This window comes from Parapedobacter tibetensis (assembly GCF_024704835.1).
GTDB classification, from domain to species: domain Bacteria; phylum Bacteroidota; class Bacteroidia; order Sphingobacteriales; family Sphingobacteriaceae; genus Parapedobacter; species Parapedobacter tibetensis.
The window spans coordinates 1-15,317 of sequence record NZ_JAMXBE010000015.1 but is presented as its reverse complement, the minus strand read 5'-3'; the positions used below and the strand labels follow the sequence as shown (position 1 = coordinate 15,317).

General features: G+C 42.9%; 15 protein-coding genes and 1 pseudogene. 10 read left to right on the top strand and 6 right to left on the bottom strand.

Annotation, left to right across the window (positions count from 1 at the left end; all coding sequences use genetic code 11):
- Positions 1–20: 20 nt before the first annotated feature.
- The gene (locus NF543_RS20005; RefSeq protein ID WP_257669969.1) at positions 21–260 is read right to left on the bottom strand and encodes a winged helix-turn-helix transcriptional regulator; all 240 of its coding nucleotides are present in this window, start codon (positions 258–260) and stop codon (positions 21–23) included.
- 237 nt (positions 261–497) lie between these two features.
- Between NF543_RS20005 and NF543_RS20000 the strand changes: the two genes are divergently transcribed.
- From NF543_RS20000 to NF543_RS19995, 3 genes are all read left to right on the top strand, one after another.
- The gene (locus NF543_RS20000; RefSeq protein ID WP_257669968.1) at positions 498–1,529 is read left to right on the top strand and encodes a zinc-dependent alcohol dehydrogenase family protein; all 1,032 of its coding nucleotides are present in this window, start codon (positions 498–500) and stop codon (positions 1,527–1,529) included.
- A 155-nt stretch (positions 1,530–1,684) separates the two neighbouring features.
- Complete coding sequence (locus tag NF543_RS25585) at positions 1,685–1,951, top strand: type II toxin-antitoxin system HicA family toxin (RefSeq protein WP_373275020.1); 267 nt, start codon at positions 1,685–1,687, stop codon at positions 1,949–1,951.
- Positions 1,948–2,319, top strand: a complete 372-nt coding sequence (locus tag NF543_RS19995) for a type II toxin-antitoxin system HicB family antitoxin (protein WP_257669967.1) — start codon at positions 1,948–1,950, stop codon at positions 2,317–2,319. The genes NF543_RS25585 and NF543_RS19995 overlap by 4 nt, the downstream gene beginning before the upstream one ends.
- A gap of 9 nt (positions 2,320–2,328) precedes the next feature.
- On the opposite strand, the gene NF543_RS19990 is transcribed toward NF543_RS19995, so the two are convergent.
- Together NF543_RS19990 and NF543_RS19985 are read right to left on the bottom strand one after the other, a co-directional pair.
- On the bottom strand, positions 2,329–3,480 hold the full coding sequence (locus tag NF543_RS19990) for a PepSY-associated TM helix domain-containing protein (RefSeq protein WP_257669966.1): 1,152 nt from the start codon (positions 3,478–3,480) through the stop codon (positions 2,329–2,331).
- A gap of 4 nt (positions 3,481–3,484) precedes the next feature.
- Positions 3,485–5,827, bottom strand: a complete 2,343-nt coding sequence (locus NF543_RS19985; protein WP_257669965.1) for a TonB-dependent receptor — start codon at positions 5,825–5,827, stop codon at positions 3,485–3,487.
- Between the two features lie 250 nt (positions 5,828–6,077).
- Here NF543_RS19985 and NF543_RS19980 point away from each other — a divergent pair, with 250 nt between their 5' ends.
- The 3 genes from NF543_RS19980 (at position 6,078) to NF543_RS19970 (ending at position 9,536) form a co-directional block, all read left to right on the top strand.
- Complete coding sequence (locus NF543_RS19980) at positions 6,078–6,863, top strand: LamG domain-containing protein (protein WP_257669964.1); 786 nt, start codon at positions 6,078–6,080, stop codon at positions 6,861–6,863.
- A 103-nt stretch (positions 6,864–6,966) separates the two neighbouring features.
- Positions 6,967–9,027: a sensor histidine kinase gene (locus tag NF543_RS19975; protein ID WP_257669963.1), complete on the top strand. Its 2,061-nt coding sequence runs from the start codon at positions 6,967–6,969 to the stop codon at positions 9,025–9,027.
- An 83-nt stretch (positions 9,028–9,110) separates the two neighbouring features.
- Entirely contained in the window at positions 9,111–9,536 is a 426-nt protein-coding gene (locus tag NF543_RS19970; protein WP_257669962.1) for a hypothetical protein, read from the top strand.
- Between the two features lie 408 nt (positions 9,537–9,944).
- Here NF543_RS19970 and NF543_RS19965 read toward each other — a convergent pair whose 3' ends face one another.
- Positions 9,945–11,378: a hypothetical protein gene (locus NF543_RS19965; RefSeq protein WP_257669961.1), complete on the bottom strand. Its 1,434-nt coding sequence runs from the start codon at positions 11,376–11,378 to the stop codon at positions 9,945–9,947.
- A 164-nt stretch (positions 11,379–11,542) separates the two neighbouring features.
- Here NF543_RS19965 and NF543_RS19960 point away from each other — a divergent pair, with 164 nt between their 5' ends.
- Genes NF543_RS19960 through NF543_RS19950 form a run of 3 tightly spaced genes read left to right on the top strand, consistent with a single transcriptional unit; the run spans position 11,543 to position 12,809 of the window.
- Complete coding sequence (locus NF543_RS19960) at positions 11,543–11,914, top strand: VOC family protein (RefSeq protein WP_257669960.1); 372 nt, start codon at positions 11,543–11,545, stop codon at positions 11,912–11,914.
- Positions 11,915–11,971: 57 nt separating this feature from the next.
- On the top strand, positions 11,972–12,637 hold the full coding sequence (locus NF543_RS19955; protein WP_257669959.1) for a DUF2461 domain-containing protein: 666 nt from the start codon (positions 11,972–11,974) through the stop codon (positions 12,635–12,637).
- Positions 12,638–12,647: 10 nt separating this feature from the next.
- A complete protein-coding gene (locus tag NF543_RS19950) occupies positions 12,648–12,809 on the top strand; it encodes a hypothetical protein (RefSeq protein ID WP_257669958.1) in 162 nt (53 codons plus the stop codon).
- A 379-nt stretch (positions 12,810–13,188) separates the two neighbouring features.
- Here the strand turns inward: NF543_RS19950 and NF543_RS19945 are convergent, their stop codons facing one another.
- Together NF543_RS19945 and NF543_RS19940 are read right to left on the bottom strand one after the other, a co-directional pair.
- Positions 13,189–14,217, bottom strand: coding sequence for a ligand-binding sensor domain-containing protein (locus NF543_RS19945; protein ID WP_257669957.1), 1,029 nt, complete (start codon positions 14,215–14,217; stop codon positions 13,189–13,191).
- A gap of 11 nt (positions 14,218–14,228) precedes the next feature.
- Positions 14,229–14,768, bottom strand: a complete 540-nt coding sequence (locus NF543_RS19940) for a hypothetical protein (RefSeq protein ID WP_257669956.1) — start codon at positions 14,766–14,768, stop codon at positions 14,229–14,231.
- A gap of 180 nt (positions 14,769–14,948) precedes the next feature.
- Here NF543_RS19940 and NF543_RS19935 point away from each other — a divergent pair.
- Positions 14,949–15,317, top strand: a pseudogene (locus NF543_RS19935) (winged helix-turn-helix domain-containing protein); the annotation flags it as partial.

Here is a 15,317-nt window from a genome sequence, read left to right as displayed (position 1 = left end):
ATGTTGGGTATTCGTACTTTTCAGCATAGTATGGGATTTAATTTTTCTTTCTCAATTTGTCGGTCGCCCCATTGCCGTAAGTGGTCTATGAACGGAATGAGTTCCGCTCCTGTTTCCGTCAGCGAGTATTCCACTTTTGGAGGTACTTCATGATATACCTTTCGTGTGATGAGTTTATCATCTTCTAACTCACGCAAGGTCTGCGTCAACATTTTTGGAGTTATGTCCCTTATCGCTCTTCTAAGTTCTCCATATCGCATTACAACATGTGCGTTTAAATACCAAATAATACGCCCTTTGTATTTCCCACCTATTCTTTTGAAGGCATAATCAACAGAACAAATAGGCTCATCCAAATTTATTTTCCTCATTGTGAATTTTTATAGCATTGATAATCAACAATAGTATGTTTTTGGTTCTTAGCATACAAAAAAGTGCATACTTGACACAAAGATAGTGTAAAACTACTTTTGCATTTCATGTTTAACTAAAGAATTATGAAGGCAGTACTTATTAAAAACGAATATGGTTTGGGAAATGTAACCATAGAAGAGCAGGCGATTCCAAGCATTCGGGAAAATGAAGTTTTGGTAAAAGTTAACGCAATATCGTTCAACCAATTAGATTTAATGATTGCAAAAGGGGCTTTTGGGACTAAATTGCCACATATCTTAGGTTCTGACGCCGTTGGTATTGTTGAGCAAATAGGAAGCGATGTTTTAACACTTAACGTTGGAGATTTGGTTGCGACACATTTTATCCAATCATGGCAATCGGGAGGTCTGAAGCCAGTTGATTTGAAAAGTCGTTTGGGCACAGCGGTACAAGGCGTGTTTTCGGAATACATTACTTTACCGGAAAGCTCACTGGTGAAAATTCCATCTAACCTGACCGCCGAAGAGGCATCTTCCTTACCAATTGCCGGGCTTACGGCGTGGGAAGCTATTGTTAATGCGGGACAATTGAAGCCAGGGCAAACCGTTTTGCTACAAGGGACAGGTGGGGTTTCCATTTTTGCATTGCAATTTGCTAAAACAATCGGCGCGAAAGTCATTATTATTTCAAGTTCAGACGAGAAACTGGAAAAAGCGAAACAGTTAGGGGCTGATAAAACCATCAATTATGTAACTAATCCGGATTGGGGGAAAATGGTGTTGGAACTGACAGGAGGGAAGGGTGTCGATTTAGCTTTGGAAATGTCTTGGGCAGAAATAGGAAAAACCATAGAAGCGATGAAACTCGGTGGCAGAATTGCGGTTGTTGGCTTGTTGGGTGGTGCAAGTACAAATTTATCTGTATTTGATATAATACAAAAATGCCTGTCCATTGTTGGTGTCCAGGTTGGTTCAAAAACCGCATTTGAGGATATGAATAGGGCAATAGAAGTTAATAACATGACGCCTGTGATAGACAGGGTTTTTCCATTATCGGAATTGTCCGAGGCATTGACTTATTTTGATGAAGGGAAACATTTTGGAAAGGTTGTCCTTACATGGGTAGCAGTGCCCACTCGTCATCCTCAAAGATGATTTCCGGTATAGACGGTAGGGGGCATTTTAATTACCTTTGAAAACATTAAGGCTTCTTAGTGGCAGCCGAGCAGGCCGATAACTTTGCTTTTTTACGCAACCAAATATATTTGCAGAAGAAAGCAAATTTATCTAAGTTTGCAACTATATTATAGTTGCATCTGCCCTTGAGTCGATCAGAGAAATTAGTTAAGCGTTTTATCGAAGTACCCAAGGATTTTACTTGGGAAGAGTTTATTAATGTAATAGCTTATTTTGGTTTTAAGGAATTGAAGACCGGCAAAACGGGTGGTTCCCGTAGAAAATTTGTTGATGATGAAAAGCATATCATCAGCCTACACAAGCCGCATCCGCGGAATATTGTAAAGCGGTATGCCATTGAAGAAACTATCGTTATATTAAAGAAATTACACAGATTATGAACGATATATTGACCTATAAAGACTATCGCGGAACCGTTTCTTATCAAGCGGAGGACGAGGTGTTGCATGGAAAAATTTTGGGAATTGATGATCTGGTAACCTATGAAGCGACATCCACACCAGCATTGAAAAATGCATTTCATGAAGCTGTTGACGACTATATCGCTACCTGCGAAGCGATTGGTAAATCGCCGCAAAAAACGTTTAAAGGCAGCTTCAACGTGCGTATCCCAAGCGACCTCCACAAAGATGCGGCTATGGTGGCTGCTACACGCCAAATGTCACTCAACGATTTGGTAAAAGAGGCCATTGCCTATGTTGTCAAACATCAAGATATTCTCAAGAAAGAACAGCTTGCTAAGGGGTAGTCATTGTTTTTAGGCGCCGACCCTGGCAATACCACGCTTGCGTCTTTTGTTATACCAGATCAGAAAACCAGTTACCGGCAGGCTCGCACAGATGAGTGAGCAAAAGCAGGCTAATATCTTGGTGGCGGTACCTCCAATGGAGCCCACATGTAAGTCATAGTTCATGCTTCGCACCTTTTCGCCTCCCGTAATATCCCGGTGGCCATATTTGGTGAGCAGTCGACCGTCATTACGGTCGAAATAATACCATACGAAAGTGCTGGTCCGGCTTTTCCGCAAACGGGTTTGGATATCGATGGGCGAGGTTTCCCCCGCCCTGAACCGGATGGAAAGCATATCGGCGCCGGTATGCGCATGCATGACGGATCTCACCGCAGTGTCCAGCGCGCTGTCGGCGTATTGGGCGGAGGGAGCTGAAACGGGTAGGGTTCTTTTCATTGCAGGCGTGCCTCCGTTAAAGAGGTATTGCACCGCTTGGTCCGCCCAATTGAAGGAGAAAACCAACCCTGTCGTCGCGATGATGAACACAGGTATAAGGATATAGAACCCCGGCACGTTATGTAAGTCGTAAGTGACGCGTTTCACGGATCCCTTCCATTTGATGGCAAAGCGTTGCCTCAGTTTCTTTTTTTTCCATTTCCTAGGCCACCAAAGCACTACCCCGCTGATGAGGATGAATAGGAAACCGACAACAGCGTAGCCCACGAGGGGTTTGCCTATACGCTCACCCAGCAACAGGTTCATGTGTAGGCTTAGTACCACTTGGAAAAACTCCCATTTGCTATTTTCGATATGGACGATCTCTCCGTTGTAGGGGTTGACGTAAACTCGATAGTAATATGGGTAGTAATTCCAATAGCCTATGGCCCCTGGCTTGGTTTTCGCTGCGCGGAATATCCACGAGCGGTTTCCCTTGGGGAAGACATCGCACCTGGTAATCGGATGCGATGGATCCAATGCGCGCTGTGCATTGTCTTTTAGGACGCTCAGCGGTAGGAAGGCAGCCTCCTGTTCGACGATGAACAGGCGCTTGCCGTAAAATAGCCCCTTTAGCTCATCGGAAAAAACATAAATGCATCCAGTGACACTGACAATAAAGACAATGAGCCCGGTGGTTAAGCCCAGCCATCTGTGTAGGTAGCGGAAGAGCTTACGGGCCATGGCTTCAGAAACTGTAAGATAGGTTCACGTTCACAGATGCGCCGTTGCCACGCACGTATTCCGCATCGATGCCCCGGTATTGGCTCACCACGGGGTAATACGCTGTATTCAGCAGGTTTTCGACACCCAATCCAATCAGGATCTTGCTGCTGATGCGGTACATGGCCGAGAAATTGAGCAGGTTTACGGATGTTATCGGACCTTCGCTATTGGCATAGGTACCATTCGCACGGGGCTCAAACCGGTCCCTGCTTCCGGTATAGACCCAGTTGAGTTTCAGCTCGGTAATCGACGACGGGCGGAAAGCCAGGTACGCCGTTGCCTTTAGCGGAGCGATACGGATACCGTTTAGGTATACCTTGGTGCCGTCATCCTGTTCGGCTTTGCCCTCTACAAACGAATAGCTGGCGCCGGTCGTCCATTTTTCATCGAGATACGCATCGGCGGTTACTTCATAGCCCTGAACATGTTCAGGTTCGCGCTGTGCCGTCAAATAACCGCCTACGTCCACCAGGTTGGCGCCGAATTTTGATGTGCTAATGTAGTAAGCCGCTGTAAAATGGAACATGCGGATACGGCTGCTGAAGCCCACTTCATAGTTGTTGGTGATAATCGGATCGGTTTCAATTTGATCCAGCGTGTTTTCTTGCGCACGTCGCAGGATACGTCCCAGTTCGTTGATGGCAAACCCTTGCGAAAAGCTAACGAAGGGGTTAAAAACGGCATACCTATTATAACGCAGGCCTGCATTGAACATGGTAGCATGGTACGGTATCGTTCCACCTTTGATGGCCACGCTACCTTCGCCATTCGGTCCTGTTGCGATGGTGCTGAAATCCTGCACCTTTACGCTGGCATTTTCATAGCGTAAGCCGCCCTTGAGCACCAAATTGTCCCATAGATCGAATTTTAGTTGCGCATAGGGCGCGAGGTTAACCATGTCCATGTCTGGTATGTACACACGTCCATCGGTCAATATTTGGTTCGTAAGGTCATTTAATAAGTCCAACCCATAGGTGAATTCAACGCCGAATCGATCGCTCATTTTCCAGGGGGTATGGAGGTTTACACGAATGCCTTTTTTAAACGACTGGATCTTTGTTTGCCCCGGTCCGTACCACGCCGTACCGTTTTCTACATAGCGATTCATGGAAACAAATCGATTATAGTAAGCCGTCGCATCAAGCACGGTGTTGTAGGGGAGGGCACTGTGCTGATATGACACCAATATGTTATGATTGTACGGTGTTCCGGCGGACTCACCCAGATTTTCACCCTTTACGCCGATGGAGGGGTCTTCGCCATATTTGCCAACCGTATTGATGTAATCACTGTGCTGGACGCTCCGAAACAGGTTGTAAGAAACCATAAACGCGCTCTTGTCGTTTGGCCTGTACCCCAGTTTAGTGAAAATATTATACAATGAATTTTCGCCCAGGCCATCTGCCTGTGCATTTACGTTGCCCTTGGCATCTTTTAATACACCAGTATAGTTATAGGTGCCACTGAATACATAGGAAAACTTATTGACCGTACCGGTAAACAATTGAGAAAACCGGTAACCCATGGTATTCGACGGATGGGCGAGGTTACCACCGGTGCCGATACTACTTGTTCCCCCGAAAGACTTGCCCGAATCCGGTTGTTTCGTAATGAAGTTGATGATGCCTCCGCCAGATCCATTACCATAAATGGAGGTTGCACCCTTGATGACTTCCACGCGTTCAATTACCGCGGGATCAAGCGTTCGGATGTCCCTGCTGCCGTTCATTAAAGGGGTCGATTGCGGAACGCCGTCGATGAGCACCAATACCTGTCGGCCCCGAAGTGTCTGCCCGCTATTGGTGGCTTTGTTGGTGCCTGTCCCAAGTCCGGGGATGGTATTTCCGAGGATGGAAGCAACCGAGGGGTTGATGTTGGCCTGCTCCTGGACTTGCTTCGCATTCAGTATGCTGATAGATGATGGGACTTCATCGATACTTTCCGCGATGCGGCCAGCGGTAACGACCACTTCATCGAGTGTCACATCCTGTGCCAGCGTTACCTCCATATGTATGGTACTGTCAGCAATTAGGCGGATGTCCTCATGGGTTGACCGGTAACCGATATGACTGCACTTCACACTGTATTCGTCGGGAGATAATTCAAGTAAAAAATCGCCGTTGGCGTTGGTTTCGACCTTTAATCCGCTGCTGCCTGTAGTACCGTTGAGTTGAACCGTTGCTCCTGCCAAGGCGGATCCATTGATATCTGCAATGTGGCCCACCAGTTTGCTCTGGGGAGTTTGTGCAAGCAGTAAGGCGGAAAGGAGGGTTAGGATACCGACAAAAGTGTAGCGTAGCTTCATCCTGATAAATGGTGTTAATTTGAAACGCCGCAAAAATAGAGTTATTTAGACCGGTTAAAAATAGATAGCGTGGTAATGACATTTATATGACAATATCATCTTAAAGATTTACAGCAATTGATTTTTTGGCGAGGATACGACCTGCACACCGATTGAATAATGTGCTAGCAAGGGGGATGGCAGGTGATGGGCGTCAAGGCGCTATGCTTATTCCGTTGATTATATAACTGGAAAAGGATAACTTTGGCCCATGATCGGTCATTGGACAGCAACGTGTTTCGTGTGCGTTTTTGGATTGATGCTTCTATTGGGCGGATGCCAGTCCGATAAGGGCAACGCGCATCCCGACATTTATGTCGACCAAACGGTACAAGCATTGATGGACGGAGTGAATAGCATGCAGTCGAGCTACTTACGTGCTGTTGAATCAGCTAAATCTTCCGGCCTTTTGGTGCAAGAACTTACAAGCGATGAATTGGAAACGTTGGGAACCCAACGCTATCAATTGGCTATTACCCGAGATCGGGTTGCCCTCAGGCGTGAATCATGGGGTTTTACCATGAGTGGTCCATACCATCATCCAGGCGAATGCCGGTTTGCCATAACCTATGCGGGGACATTGGAAATCAAGACTCCGGGTAATACGGTGACGTACAACCTTGGCGATAGTACCGTGGCTGAACAAGAAGCTGGCATACCGGAAGCCTTTGCGTTGCAATTCGCTTCCTTGTCGGGCCGCCCCACCCCCGAAGAGCTGCATAAACTCACCCAAACAGGCATCCATGGTCCGAAAGCAGCTCAAGTACTCGGACATCCATGTACAACCTGGGAATACGAAGATGGGAGGACGGTGACCTTGTGGTCTGAAGGGCGGCAATGGGGTTTCAATGAATTACCTGCCGAAAACATGCATGCTGGGCCAGGCGCAATTGTCCTCGCTTCGGAGAAGAAAATCAAGCAACAAACCATCGTATTGCGTACACAGACGTTTACCGTAAGAGAACCTATCGATTTGACTCCATTCACAATCGAGTAGATTTTGGCTGTTTTCAGGGATTGTCCATCGTCAAGTGTTTCTTTATTTTTGCGGAGGCCTTAATGTCATATTGTCCCTGTTTTATATACCAAACTGTTTGAAGATGAATAATGAATATACCGACGTCAAATCGCATAATCCATGCGGTTTATTGAAAACTATCTTGGTTGGGATTTTCGTTTTCATTAGTTGCCTAGCGGTAAAGGCACACATCACAGCGGATTCATTGAAACTGGTGCTTTCAAAGCCTGATTTGCCACAGGGTGAACGAATTATGGCAATGGGCAAACTGGCCCACATTGTATACTATAGAAAAAACCCTGAAGAAGCACGCACCCTATTGGAAGATGCGTTGAAACGAGCGGATATCCACGGGGAACCCCAGCATAAGGCTTATCTTTATTCGTTGCTCGCCAGCCAATACAGTGAGAGTGAGAACCCCGTATTGGCCCAACAATGTTTGGACAGCGCTTTGCACTATGATGCACTTACTGACGACAAGGCCATAAAAGGCTATGTGCAATATAACAAGGGCTGGATGGAAATCCGGCAGAATGAACCACAAGGAGCCATTGCGAGCTTTCTGGAAGGTGCGCGCCTGCTGGAAGGAACGGAAGCCTACGCTTATGAAAGTAGTATATACGGAGAGCTGTCGGGCCTTTTCGGACAGTGGAATGACCTACTCAATCAGGAAAAATATGCACGGATGGCGCTATCATCGGCAATGAGGAGCAATAATGCGGATGTGCTTGTTGCTGCCTACCATACCATGGCCAATAGTTTCATGAATGGCTACCGCAATGACAGCACCCAACGGTTTGGGATAGACTCGGCACTTTCTTATTATAAACGCGCTATCCCTGTGATGCAACGGTATCGCGATCGTTTGGTGCACCTCACCGAACTGGCCGCTACAGCTTACCGAATTGCTGAGGTATACAGTGACTACATACCTGCCACGCCTAGGGATACCGTATCCCACTATTTGGATATGGCCATGGATGAGGCGAAACGAACCAACGCACACATTACGTTAGCCAATTGTTATATCCGGCTGGGGGATGATGCCATAGCGGAAGCTGACTACCAACATGCTGAATTGTGCCTTGCCAATGCGGTGTTTACCCTATATCAAGAACCAATCATTGACAATAAAACAGCGTTGAAAATTTCAAAGTCGTTTTCTGTCATGCGGGAGAAACAGGGAAACTTGGGGGAAGCGTTGCACTATTATAAAGAGTACGTCGATGCATATACCAATCTGTTTGACATCGAAAAAATGAACCTTTCTAAACAACTTGAGGCGCAGTATGAAGCAAGCAAAAAGGAAAGAGAACTAGCGGTGCTGCAGGAAAAGGTAGCCTATAATCGGAAGCTTAGCCAAGTGTATGTGGCTTTGGTGGCAGCTTTTCTATTAGCCGCATTGTTTCTCGTTTATGCCTATAAAAATAGGGTAAAGGCGATGAAACAACAGGAACAGCTGCATCAGATGGAAATAGATAAGATGAAACAAGAACATCGCATTTCCCTATTATCTGCCATGCTTGAAGGACAGGAAGAGGAAAGAAGTCGGCTGGCCAAGGATCTGCACGATGGATTGGGGGGCCTGCTTTCGGGCATCAAAATGGAATTGTCGGGTATCATGGTTATGCTGAAGGATTCCCTTCATCGCCAATTGATTGAGAAAACCATGAAAGGGCTAGACGATGCGGTGAATGAATTGCGGCATATTGCCCATAGCATGATGCCCGAAATCTTGATGAGATTTGGTCTTGCCGAAGCCATTCGGGAATATTGCCAAAAGCTCAACACACCTGCCATTAATATCGAAAGCCAAGTATTCCATTATGTGGATGAGATGCCTCATTCCCGGCAGGTTGTCTTATACCGGATTATGCAAGAACTGGTAAACAACGCCATCAAGCATGCTCAAGCTTCAAAAATACTTATTCAATTACAGCAAGTAGACCGCATGATTTTTTTAACGGTTGAAGATGATGGAAATGGGTTGGATATGGATAGATTGAACGAGAAGAAAGGTGCCGGTCTTATTAACGTTCAAGCAAGGGTGGAATTCCTGAATGGCAGTATCGATATACACGCCGAGAAAGGGATTGGAACAAGCATTACTATCGAATGTGCAGACCAAGCCGATTTGGGCTAAAAACCCCTGAAAACTGGGATTGACCGCCATTGCTGAAACAAGTAGTTTTGGTCTTATTAATTAACGTATTAAAATATAACATTATGATTTGGGGAATTACACTTATCCTGTTGAGTATCTTAGCTGTACCGTCATTGATACTATCAAAGAAACCTGATGCAAAAGACCTATTGGCTAAAATCGAACCGTATCAAGGGTGGATCGGCCTTGTGTTTTGCTTATGGGGGATATGGGGTATCATTAGTGCCGTATTAAACCTCGGATGGCTTACATCGGCCCCCATATGGTGGACAACACTTTTTGTGGGCAGTGCTATCCAAGCCGCGTTGGGCTTTATGCTCGGATATGGGCTGATTAACAAGTTATTGTTATCGGGAAGCCAAGAGGCTAAAAATAAGGCCGAGCAGCTACGTGCCAAAATAGCGCCTAAGCAAGGGAAGCTTGGTGTCTTGGGCTTGGTTGTGGGCATTTGGATGATTGTTGCCAGCATATTGTTTGCAGTGGTGTAACAGTGCTGGCCACATTGCCTAAAAAAAGCAACCATTTTGAGGCGAGAGACCATGGGGAGTTTAATGATGTGGTTTTTGTGCTCAACACCCCATACCCGGAGTGTTTCGATAATATTTTTTAACGATTTACTATAGGGTGTAAGTTCATTGATTTCATCTGTTTATTTTTAATTTTATTGATGTCATTATTTGACTTTTCAAGGCATCAATGAGCTCGCAAGCTCGGTTCAATGGTCAGTACCTGTCCCGCCTAGCGGGATGGAACCTTTGATGATTAATCCGCCAGCTGGCGGACCCCTGTGGGTTTAACTGAGAAGTATTCATGAACGCAGTTAAAAATAGACAGGAATGTGAATAATGATTATTTTAATCATGTCGGTTTCATTGTACTTTTTAAGACAGAACAGTTCAGATTTTTATTTTCTCTTCCAACCAGCCTTTTATATCAATATAATCCTGAGTTTGCCTGAAATGAGGCGGGAAAAGTTCAGTATGTGCTTTCTTGAAAATTGCCTGATATTCTTCCGGATAAGCATGGCTAAGCTTTGAAAATAAATTCAATAATTTTTTACCAGAACTGATTTCTGTACTTTTTTTCTTTAGAAATCTACGGCAACTGTCTACAGCATACCTTAATACAATAATGTTGTTTAGTTCAAAATGTACGATAATGTTAAGGATGCGGGCATAGGATTGAATGTCTTCTCTTATGTTTACAAAGTTGGAATTTAGTATTTCATTCAACCAGCGCAACGACTTTGCGTATTCTTTTTTAAGAAAAAATATATTCGCAAATTGATAGTAGAATAATAGTATGTAATCAGCGGGTATCGCTTTCCGCCGCTTTTCTATAAATTGCTGAATTTCATCCATCAGCGCAATCCCTTTTTCTAGTTGCCTGGAATCTCGATACATTTCAAGCTCAACATTAAACGTTCTCAGCCATAGACGAACGGTAAACCTGCTTTCATTTTTCGGTTTATATTTCAGGGGCACTTCACGGATCTTATGGATCAAAGCCGGAATCTCATCCCATTGTTTACTTGAAAGATATAATCCGATTTTATTCCCGATGGCTGTGACATAGGAATGGGGATCTTCTTTTATGTGATCAGGAGATTCTTCTAAGAGTTTAATGAGTTCGGAAATATGCTTTTCGGCTTTTTTAATATCTCCTTTCATAAAATGGAGACCATATAATATATGGTAATGTAATACCTGCGATTGAAGCGCGTAAGCAATATTGCTTTTTGTTTCCGTAAGTTTTCTTATAAAATGATCATCATTAATAAGATTGCTTATATTAATGGTATGTTGCCAGTAGGTATTAAGGACGCTCATTTGCTCAATCGCCTCCCTTTCTTTTACCAACAAAGAATGAATGTCTTTCAGGTCGCCTGAAACCGCCAAGGCGAGTTTTCTCTTCCAGAAAGAGACTTCAGTAAGCAGGGATAACTTTTCATAGTTGCCTGCGAGATCTTCCGCTTTCTGTATTTTATAATAACAGAGATCATACAGCTCTTTGTCGAAGAGCAGTTCAATATCCTTTAATAGATCGAGAAGCTTGGAATGCACGGAAGTATCGGAATGATAATTTTTCAGTGCTTTCAGAATAAGCTCTGTTAAATAGATCTTGGTAACATGAAGCTGTGATAAGAATTTTTTTCCTTTGAGTTTCTTTCGTATTTCCTCTTCATCATATTCTTTTTGTGCGTCAATTGCGTCAAATAACTGGAGGTAATTGGTATCTCTTCCACTCATTCCCGCATAAATCTTGAAATACCGTTTTTCACTTTTTGAAAGGGATTTGATAAGTAAAAACAAGTTGCCTTTTTTGATCATTGAATTTCACGTATTTATTTAAATAAAGATAGAATTTAATACAATATCTAACTATTATATATTTTAGAAGTCTACGTTTTTTAAATTTTTAAGCTAGGACGGTAAAACCTGTGCTCATATCTTTGTTCAGGCAAAGAAAAATTATTTACCAAAAAAATCACATTATGGCAAACGTTATCAATTGGTTTGAAATACCAGCAAAAAATTTCGAGAGAGCCTGCGCATTTTATGGGCAGGTATTGGGAGGAGACGTACACAAAATGGATTCTCCTCGCGGTCTTAACTACGGTTTCCTTCCCGGCTTTTCACCCGATGAGGTAGGAGGAGCAGTAGTACAAGGTGAAGGATACGAACCTTCCGGTAAAGGAAGTGTAGTTTATCTGAACGGAGGTGAAGATTTAAGCGTCCCCCTATCGAAGGTAGAGAATGCCGGCGGAAAAATTCTGATGCCGAAAACGTCGATCGGCGAAAATGGATTCATGGCTCATTTTACCGATACCGAAGGCAACCGGGTGGCACTGCATTCAATGAGCTAAAATCTGAAGGGAGAATTTTTTCTCCCTTCTTTATAATTTTCCACAAACTATAATGATATGATATCAAAAGCTACTTTCCAGTTTCTGAAAGATCTGAAAAAGAACAACAATCGAGACTGGTTCATGGATAATAAATCACGCTTTGAAGAAGCAAAAGCAGATTTTGAAGAATATATTAATTCCCTGATCTCGCAAATTTCCAAGTATGATAAAGGCATAAGTCATTTGCAGGCTAAGGATTGCATATTCAGGATTTACCGTGACGTACGATTTTCAAAAGATAAGTCTCCGTACAAAACCAACTTCGGCGCGCACATTACTTCAGCAAAAAGCAAGTCAGAAATCCATACAAAAGCTGGTTATTATATTCATCTCGCTGTCGGTGATTCCATGCTGGCAGGTGGCGCTTATCTTCCTCCGGCACCATGGTTGAAAAACATACGTGCTGAAATTGATTATCATGGGGAGGAATTAAAGAAAATAATTACAAGTGCTGCTTTTAAAAAATATTTCAAAGAAATCGAAGGAGAGAAGCTGGTAAAGGCACCTAAGGGGGTTCCTAAAGATCACCCCGATATTGAACTGCTTAAATATAAAAGTTACCTGGCCGTTCATAAACTCGATGATAAAACTGTTTTATCAAAAGAATTTGTAACGTATTCGGCGGACGTTTTTAAAGCACTAAAACCTTTTGATGATTTTCTGAACAGGAGCCAGGATTAATAACCATCGTATGTCAGAGCAAATATTAAGGGCAAAAGAGAAATTATTGGTTCAGTCTTTCCTGAAAAATGGGTTTTTCAAAATGGAGAACATCGAACCGGAAAAGTTAATCAAGATGCCTTGCTTATCTATTGGATTAACAGCGATTTATGGCGCAAAAAAACCGGAATGAGAACTAAATTAGAACTCAATCCGGCTTTTTAGTATTCCAAACAGGATTATTATCGAACCATTTTATTGAAGATTTAAAGAAAATTGCCACTTTATTGACTTGAAAACCACTTTCTGAATTATCAAAACAGGATTAAAGTCGAAACAGTGGGTCAGAACTGAAATATATCGTGCCATTACCGTATACAGATACTACATTATTTTAAGGCCGTTATAATTACCTCATTCATTCCATTTTACTCTACGAGCATTAAATCTGAATATCTGTCAAGTGCTCATCCATCCGACTTGGTTTTAAGCTTATGTTCTGGAAGTAGTTTTTTATCTTTCCAATTCTATTATGAACACAACTACATCTTCAAGTTAGTTGCTCTATGCATTTATTTCTGACCCTCTTTACTTTTAAAGTCCGAAATGGTCTTTCCATCATACCGATACACTCCGTTCATAGATCCAACCCAAATACTTCCATCGTTAGCTTCCAGAAGCCCCAAAAGCGCCCCTTCTTTTATTAACATTATTTCGGTTACAGTGGGCTTTTCATTGTACAAGGACTTTGCATCATAACGGGAAAGTGCCCAGACGTTCCCATAGAGTTTGACTTCACCAGTAGTCCAGATGTTTCCTTTCTTATCTTCGATTATAACATAAGCACCCTTCTGTGATACCTTCGTAAAGGTTCTGCCGTCATAGCGCCAAAGACCATCAACATCACCGAACCAAATATTTCCTTTTTTATCTTCGATTATTGACCAAACGTTTTTAAATGCTTTGCCATCGTTGTTCTTTAAAACGGTAAATGTTTTTCCATCATAAACGAACATATTTTCTCCTTGTGCGCCAAACCAAAGCTTGCCGGTTTTGTCTTCAAGGAGTAAACGAATATTGTTACTGGGAAATCCACCTTTTGTGGTAAAGGTCCGAAAAGATTTCCCATCGTAACGGCTTGCTCCGAACCAAATATTACCGGCTCTGTCTTCATAAATATGAAGCGCTGAACTAATGCCAGTCCCATCCTTTGCTTTAAAATGCATAAAGCCGTTCTGTTCGGCAGGCTGGAAGTAAACACCCGAATCTTGGGAAGCCAACCAAAGGTTTCCTTTTCTATCTTCCAACACATCCCAGAAGGTCGGCCACTCTATTGTACTTGTCATATTGGTAAAAGATGCTCCATCGTATCGATAAACACCTACATAAGAAGCAATTAAAATGTCCCCGTTTTTTGCTTGCCTTACATTCCGAACCATACTCATAGGTACCTTCGAAGCGGCCGCCTCTTTAAGTTGAGACTCGGATAATCCTGATCTATGGCTCCTGTTATTTTGTTTTGGTACGCTTGTTTGATTTTGTCCACAAGAAGTGCAAAAAACGAACATCAACAACAAAATATATAAGTGTATGTATTTCATAATTTATTTACTCAGCAACCGCCTTTTCGGGGGACACGTTTAAAAATTACTTTACTATCTCGTTCTACATATTCGCACGATACTATTGGATATGAATACTTAGGCGCGTGCGATACGCTATGGCTTCTTATAATTATTTTGTCGTTAACTTTCAGGCTATGCAATTGCTCAAGTTGAGACTTTTCCGGCTCAAATTTTACAATATAATCGTCACCATTAATCCTGGCCATAACACCGAAACCTAATCTTGATCCTGGCGGAAGAGAAAGAGAGGTTACAACAGCCTCCATATTGGTAAAAGCAGTTATATGCTTCCTTATTTTAGCAGCACCGGTAAGCACTTTTTTACCTTCTGGAGAAGCCTCCCATTTTTTGTACTTTATACCGTCAGGTGTAGCCTCCCATTTTTTCCTTTCGGCTTTCCTTTCAGCAACTGAAAGTGGTTTTTGGGGTGACTTCTTGGTAGTTTCATTTTTGATTTCAGGATTTGTAAATACTAGTCCGCTCACCACAACCAGTGGTAACATCAGCGCATAAATTACTTTTTTCATATTTTTTTGGGTTTATTAAATAACATAGAGATTCTACTGATAAATCAGATTGCATAAGACGTATTTTTATTTTTCATATCTTATCAAATTTGATTCAACAAAATTACTTTGATATTTTTCAACGCAGAGAGCTTGTATTGTAAATAAAAATGTAAACTTTGTAAATAAAATATTGACACTATGCTAGATAGCCGAAATATCCTGTCTGGGGAACGCAAGTACCTGTTCGGAGGGATGCTGCTTTTGTTTATTTCTGTGATCTGCGCAGCTTTCAGTATGACGGGTAATGACGATTTTGATATTTCCAGAAGGGAAGTTTTGCTCCGCAGGATAGGGCATGAGTTGCTCTTACAGTCGGGCGACAGTACATCAAGGGTGCTCCCGGTAAAAAAGATAGCCGAAAATGAATACCAAATCAGGTTTGAGAATGAGCTTACTTTTCAACCGGACTCCCTGGTGAATACTACCCGGCGTTTGTTGGGCAAAGACCCGCTTTCAGGTGATTATGTAGTTAATGTTCTGAACTGTGGCAACTCCAGTGTAGCCTAT

Bases quoted from the DNA above. Each gene is read 5' to 3' on its own strand.
- NF543_RS20005 (WP_257669969.1), bottom strand. From the start codon at position 260: ATGCGATATGGAGAACTTAGAAGAGCGATAAGGGACATAACTCCAAAA.
- NF543_RS20000 (WP_257669968.1), top strand. From the start codon at position 498: ATGAAGGCAGTACTTATTAAAAACGAATATGGTTTGGGAAATGTAACC.
- NF543_RS19995 (WP_257669967.1), top strand. From the start codon at position 1,948: ATGAACGATATATTGACCTATAAAGACTATCGCGGAACCGTTTCTTAT.
- NF543_RS19990 (WP_257669966.1), bottom strand. From the start codon at position 3,480: ATGGCCCGTAAGCTCTTCCGCTACCTACACAGATGGCTGGGCTTAACC.
- NF543_RS19985 (WP_257669965.1), bottom strand. From the start codon at position 5,827: ATGAAGCTACGCTACACTTTTGTCGGTATCCTAACCCTCCTTTCCGCC.
- NF543_RS19980 (WP_257669964.1), top strand. From the start codon at position 6,078: ATGATCGGTCATTGGACAGCAACGTGTTTCGTGTGCGTTTTTGGATTG.
- NF543_RS19975 (WP_257669963.1), top strand. From the start codon at position 6,967: ATGAATAATGAATATACCGACGTCAAATCGCATAATCCATGCGGTTTA.
- NF543_RS19970 (WP_257669962.1), top strand. From the start codon at position 9,111: ATGATTTGGGGAATTACACTTATCCTGTTGAGTATCTTAGCTGTACCG.
- NF543_RS19965 (WP_257669961.1), bottom strand. From the start codon at position 11,378: ATGATCAAAAAAGGCAACTTGTTTTTACTTATCAAATCCCTTTCAAAA.
- NF543_RS19960 (WP_257669960.1), top strand. From the start codon at position 11,543: ATGGCAAACGTTATCAATTGGTTTGAAATACCAGCAAAAAATTTCGAG.
- NF543_RS19955 (WP_257669959.1), top strand. From the start codon at position 11,972: ATGATATCAAAAGCTACTTTCCAGTTTCTGAAAGATCTGAAAAAGAAC.
- NF543_RS19950 (WP_257669958.1), top strand. From the start codon at position 12,648: ATGTCAGAGCAAATATTAAGGGCAAAAGAGAAATTATTGGTTCAGTCT.
- NF543_RS19945 (WP_257669957.1), bottom strand. From the start codon at position 14,217: ATGAAATACATACACTTATATATTTTGTTGTTGATGTTCGTTTTTTGC.
- NF543_RS19940 (WP_257669956.1), bottom strand. From the start codon at position 14,768: ATGAAAAAAGTAATTTATGCGCTGATGTTACCACTGGTTGTGGTGAGC.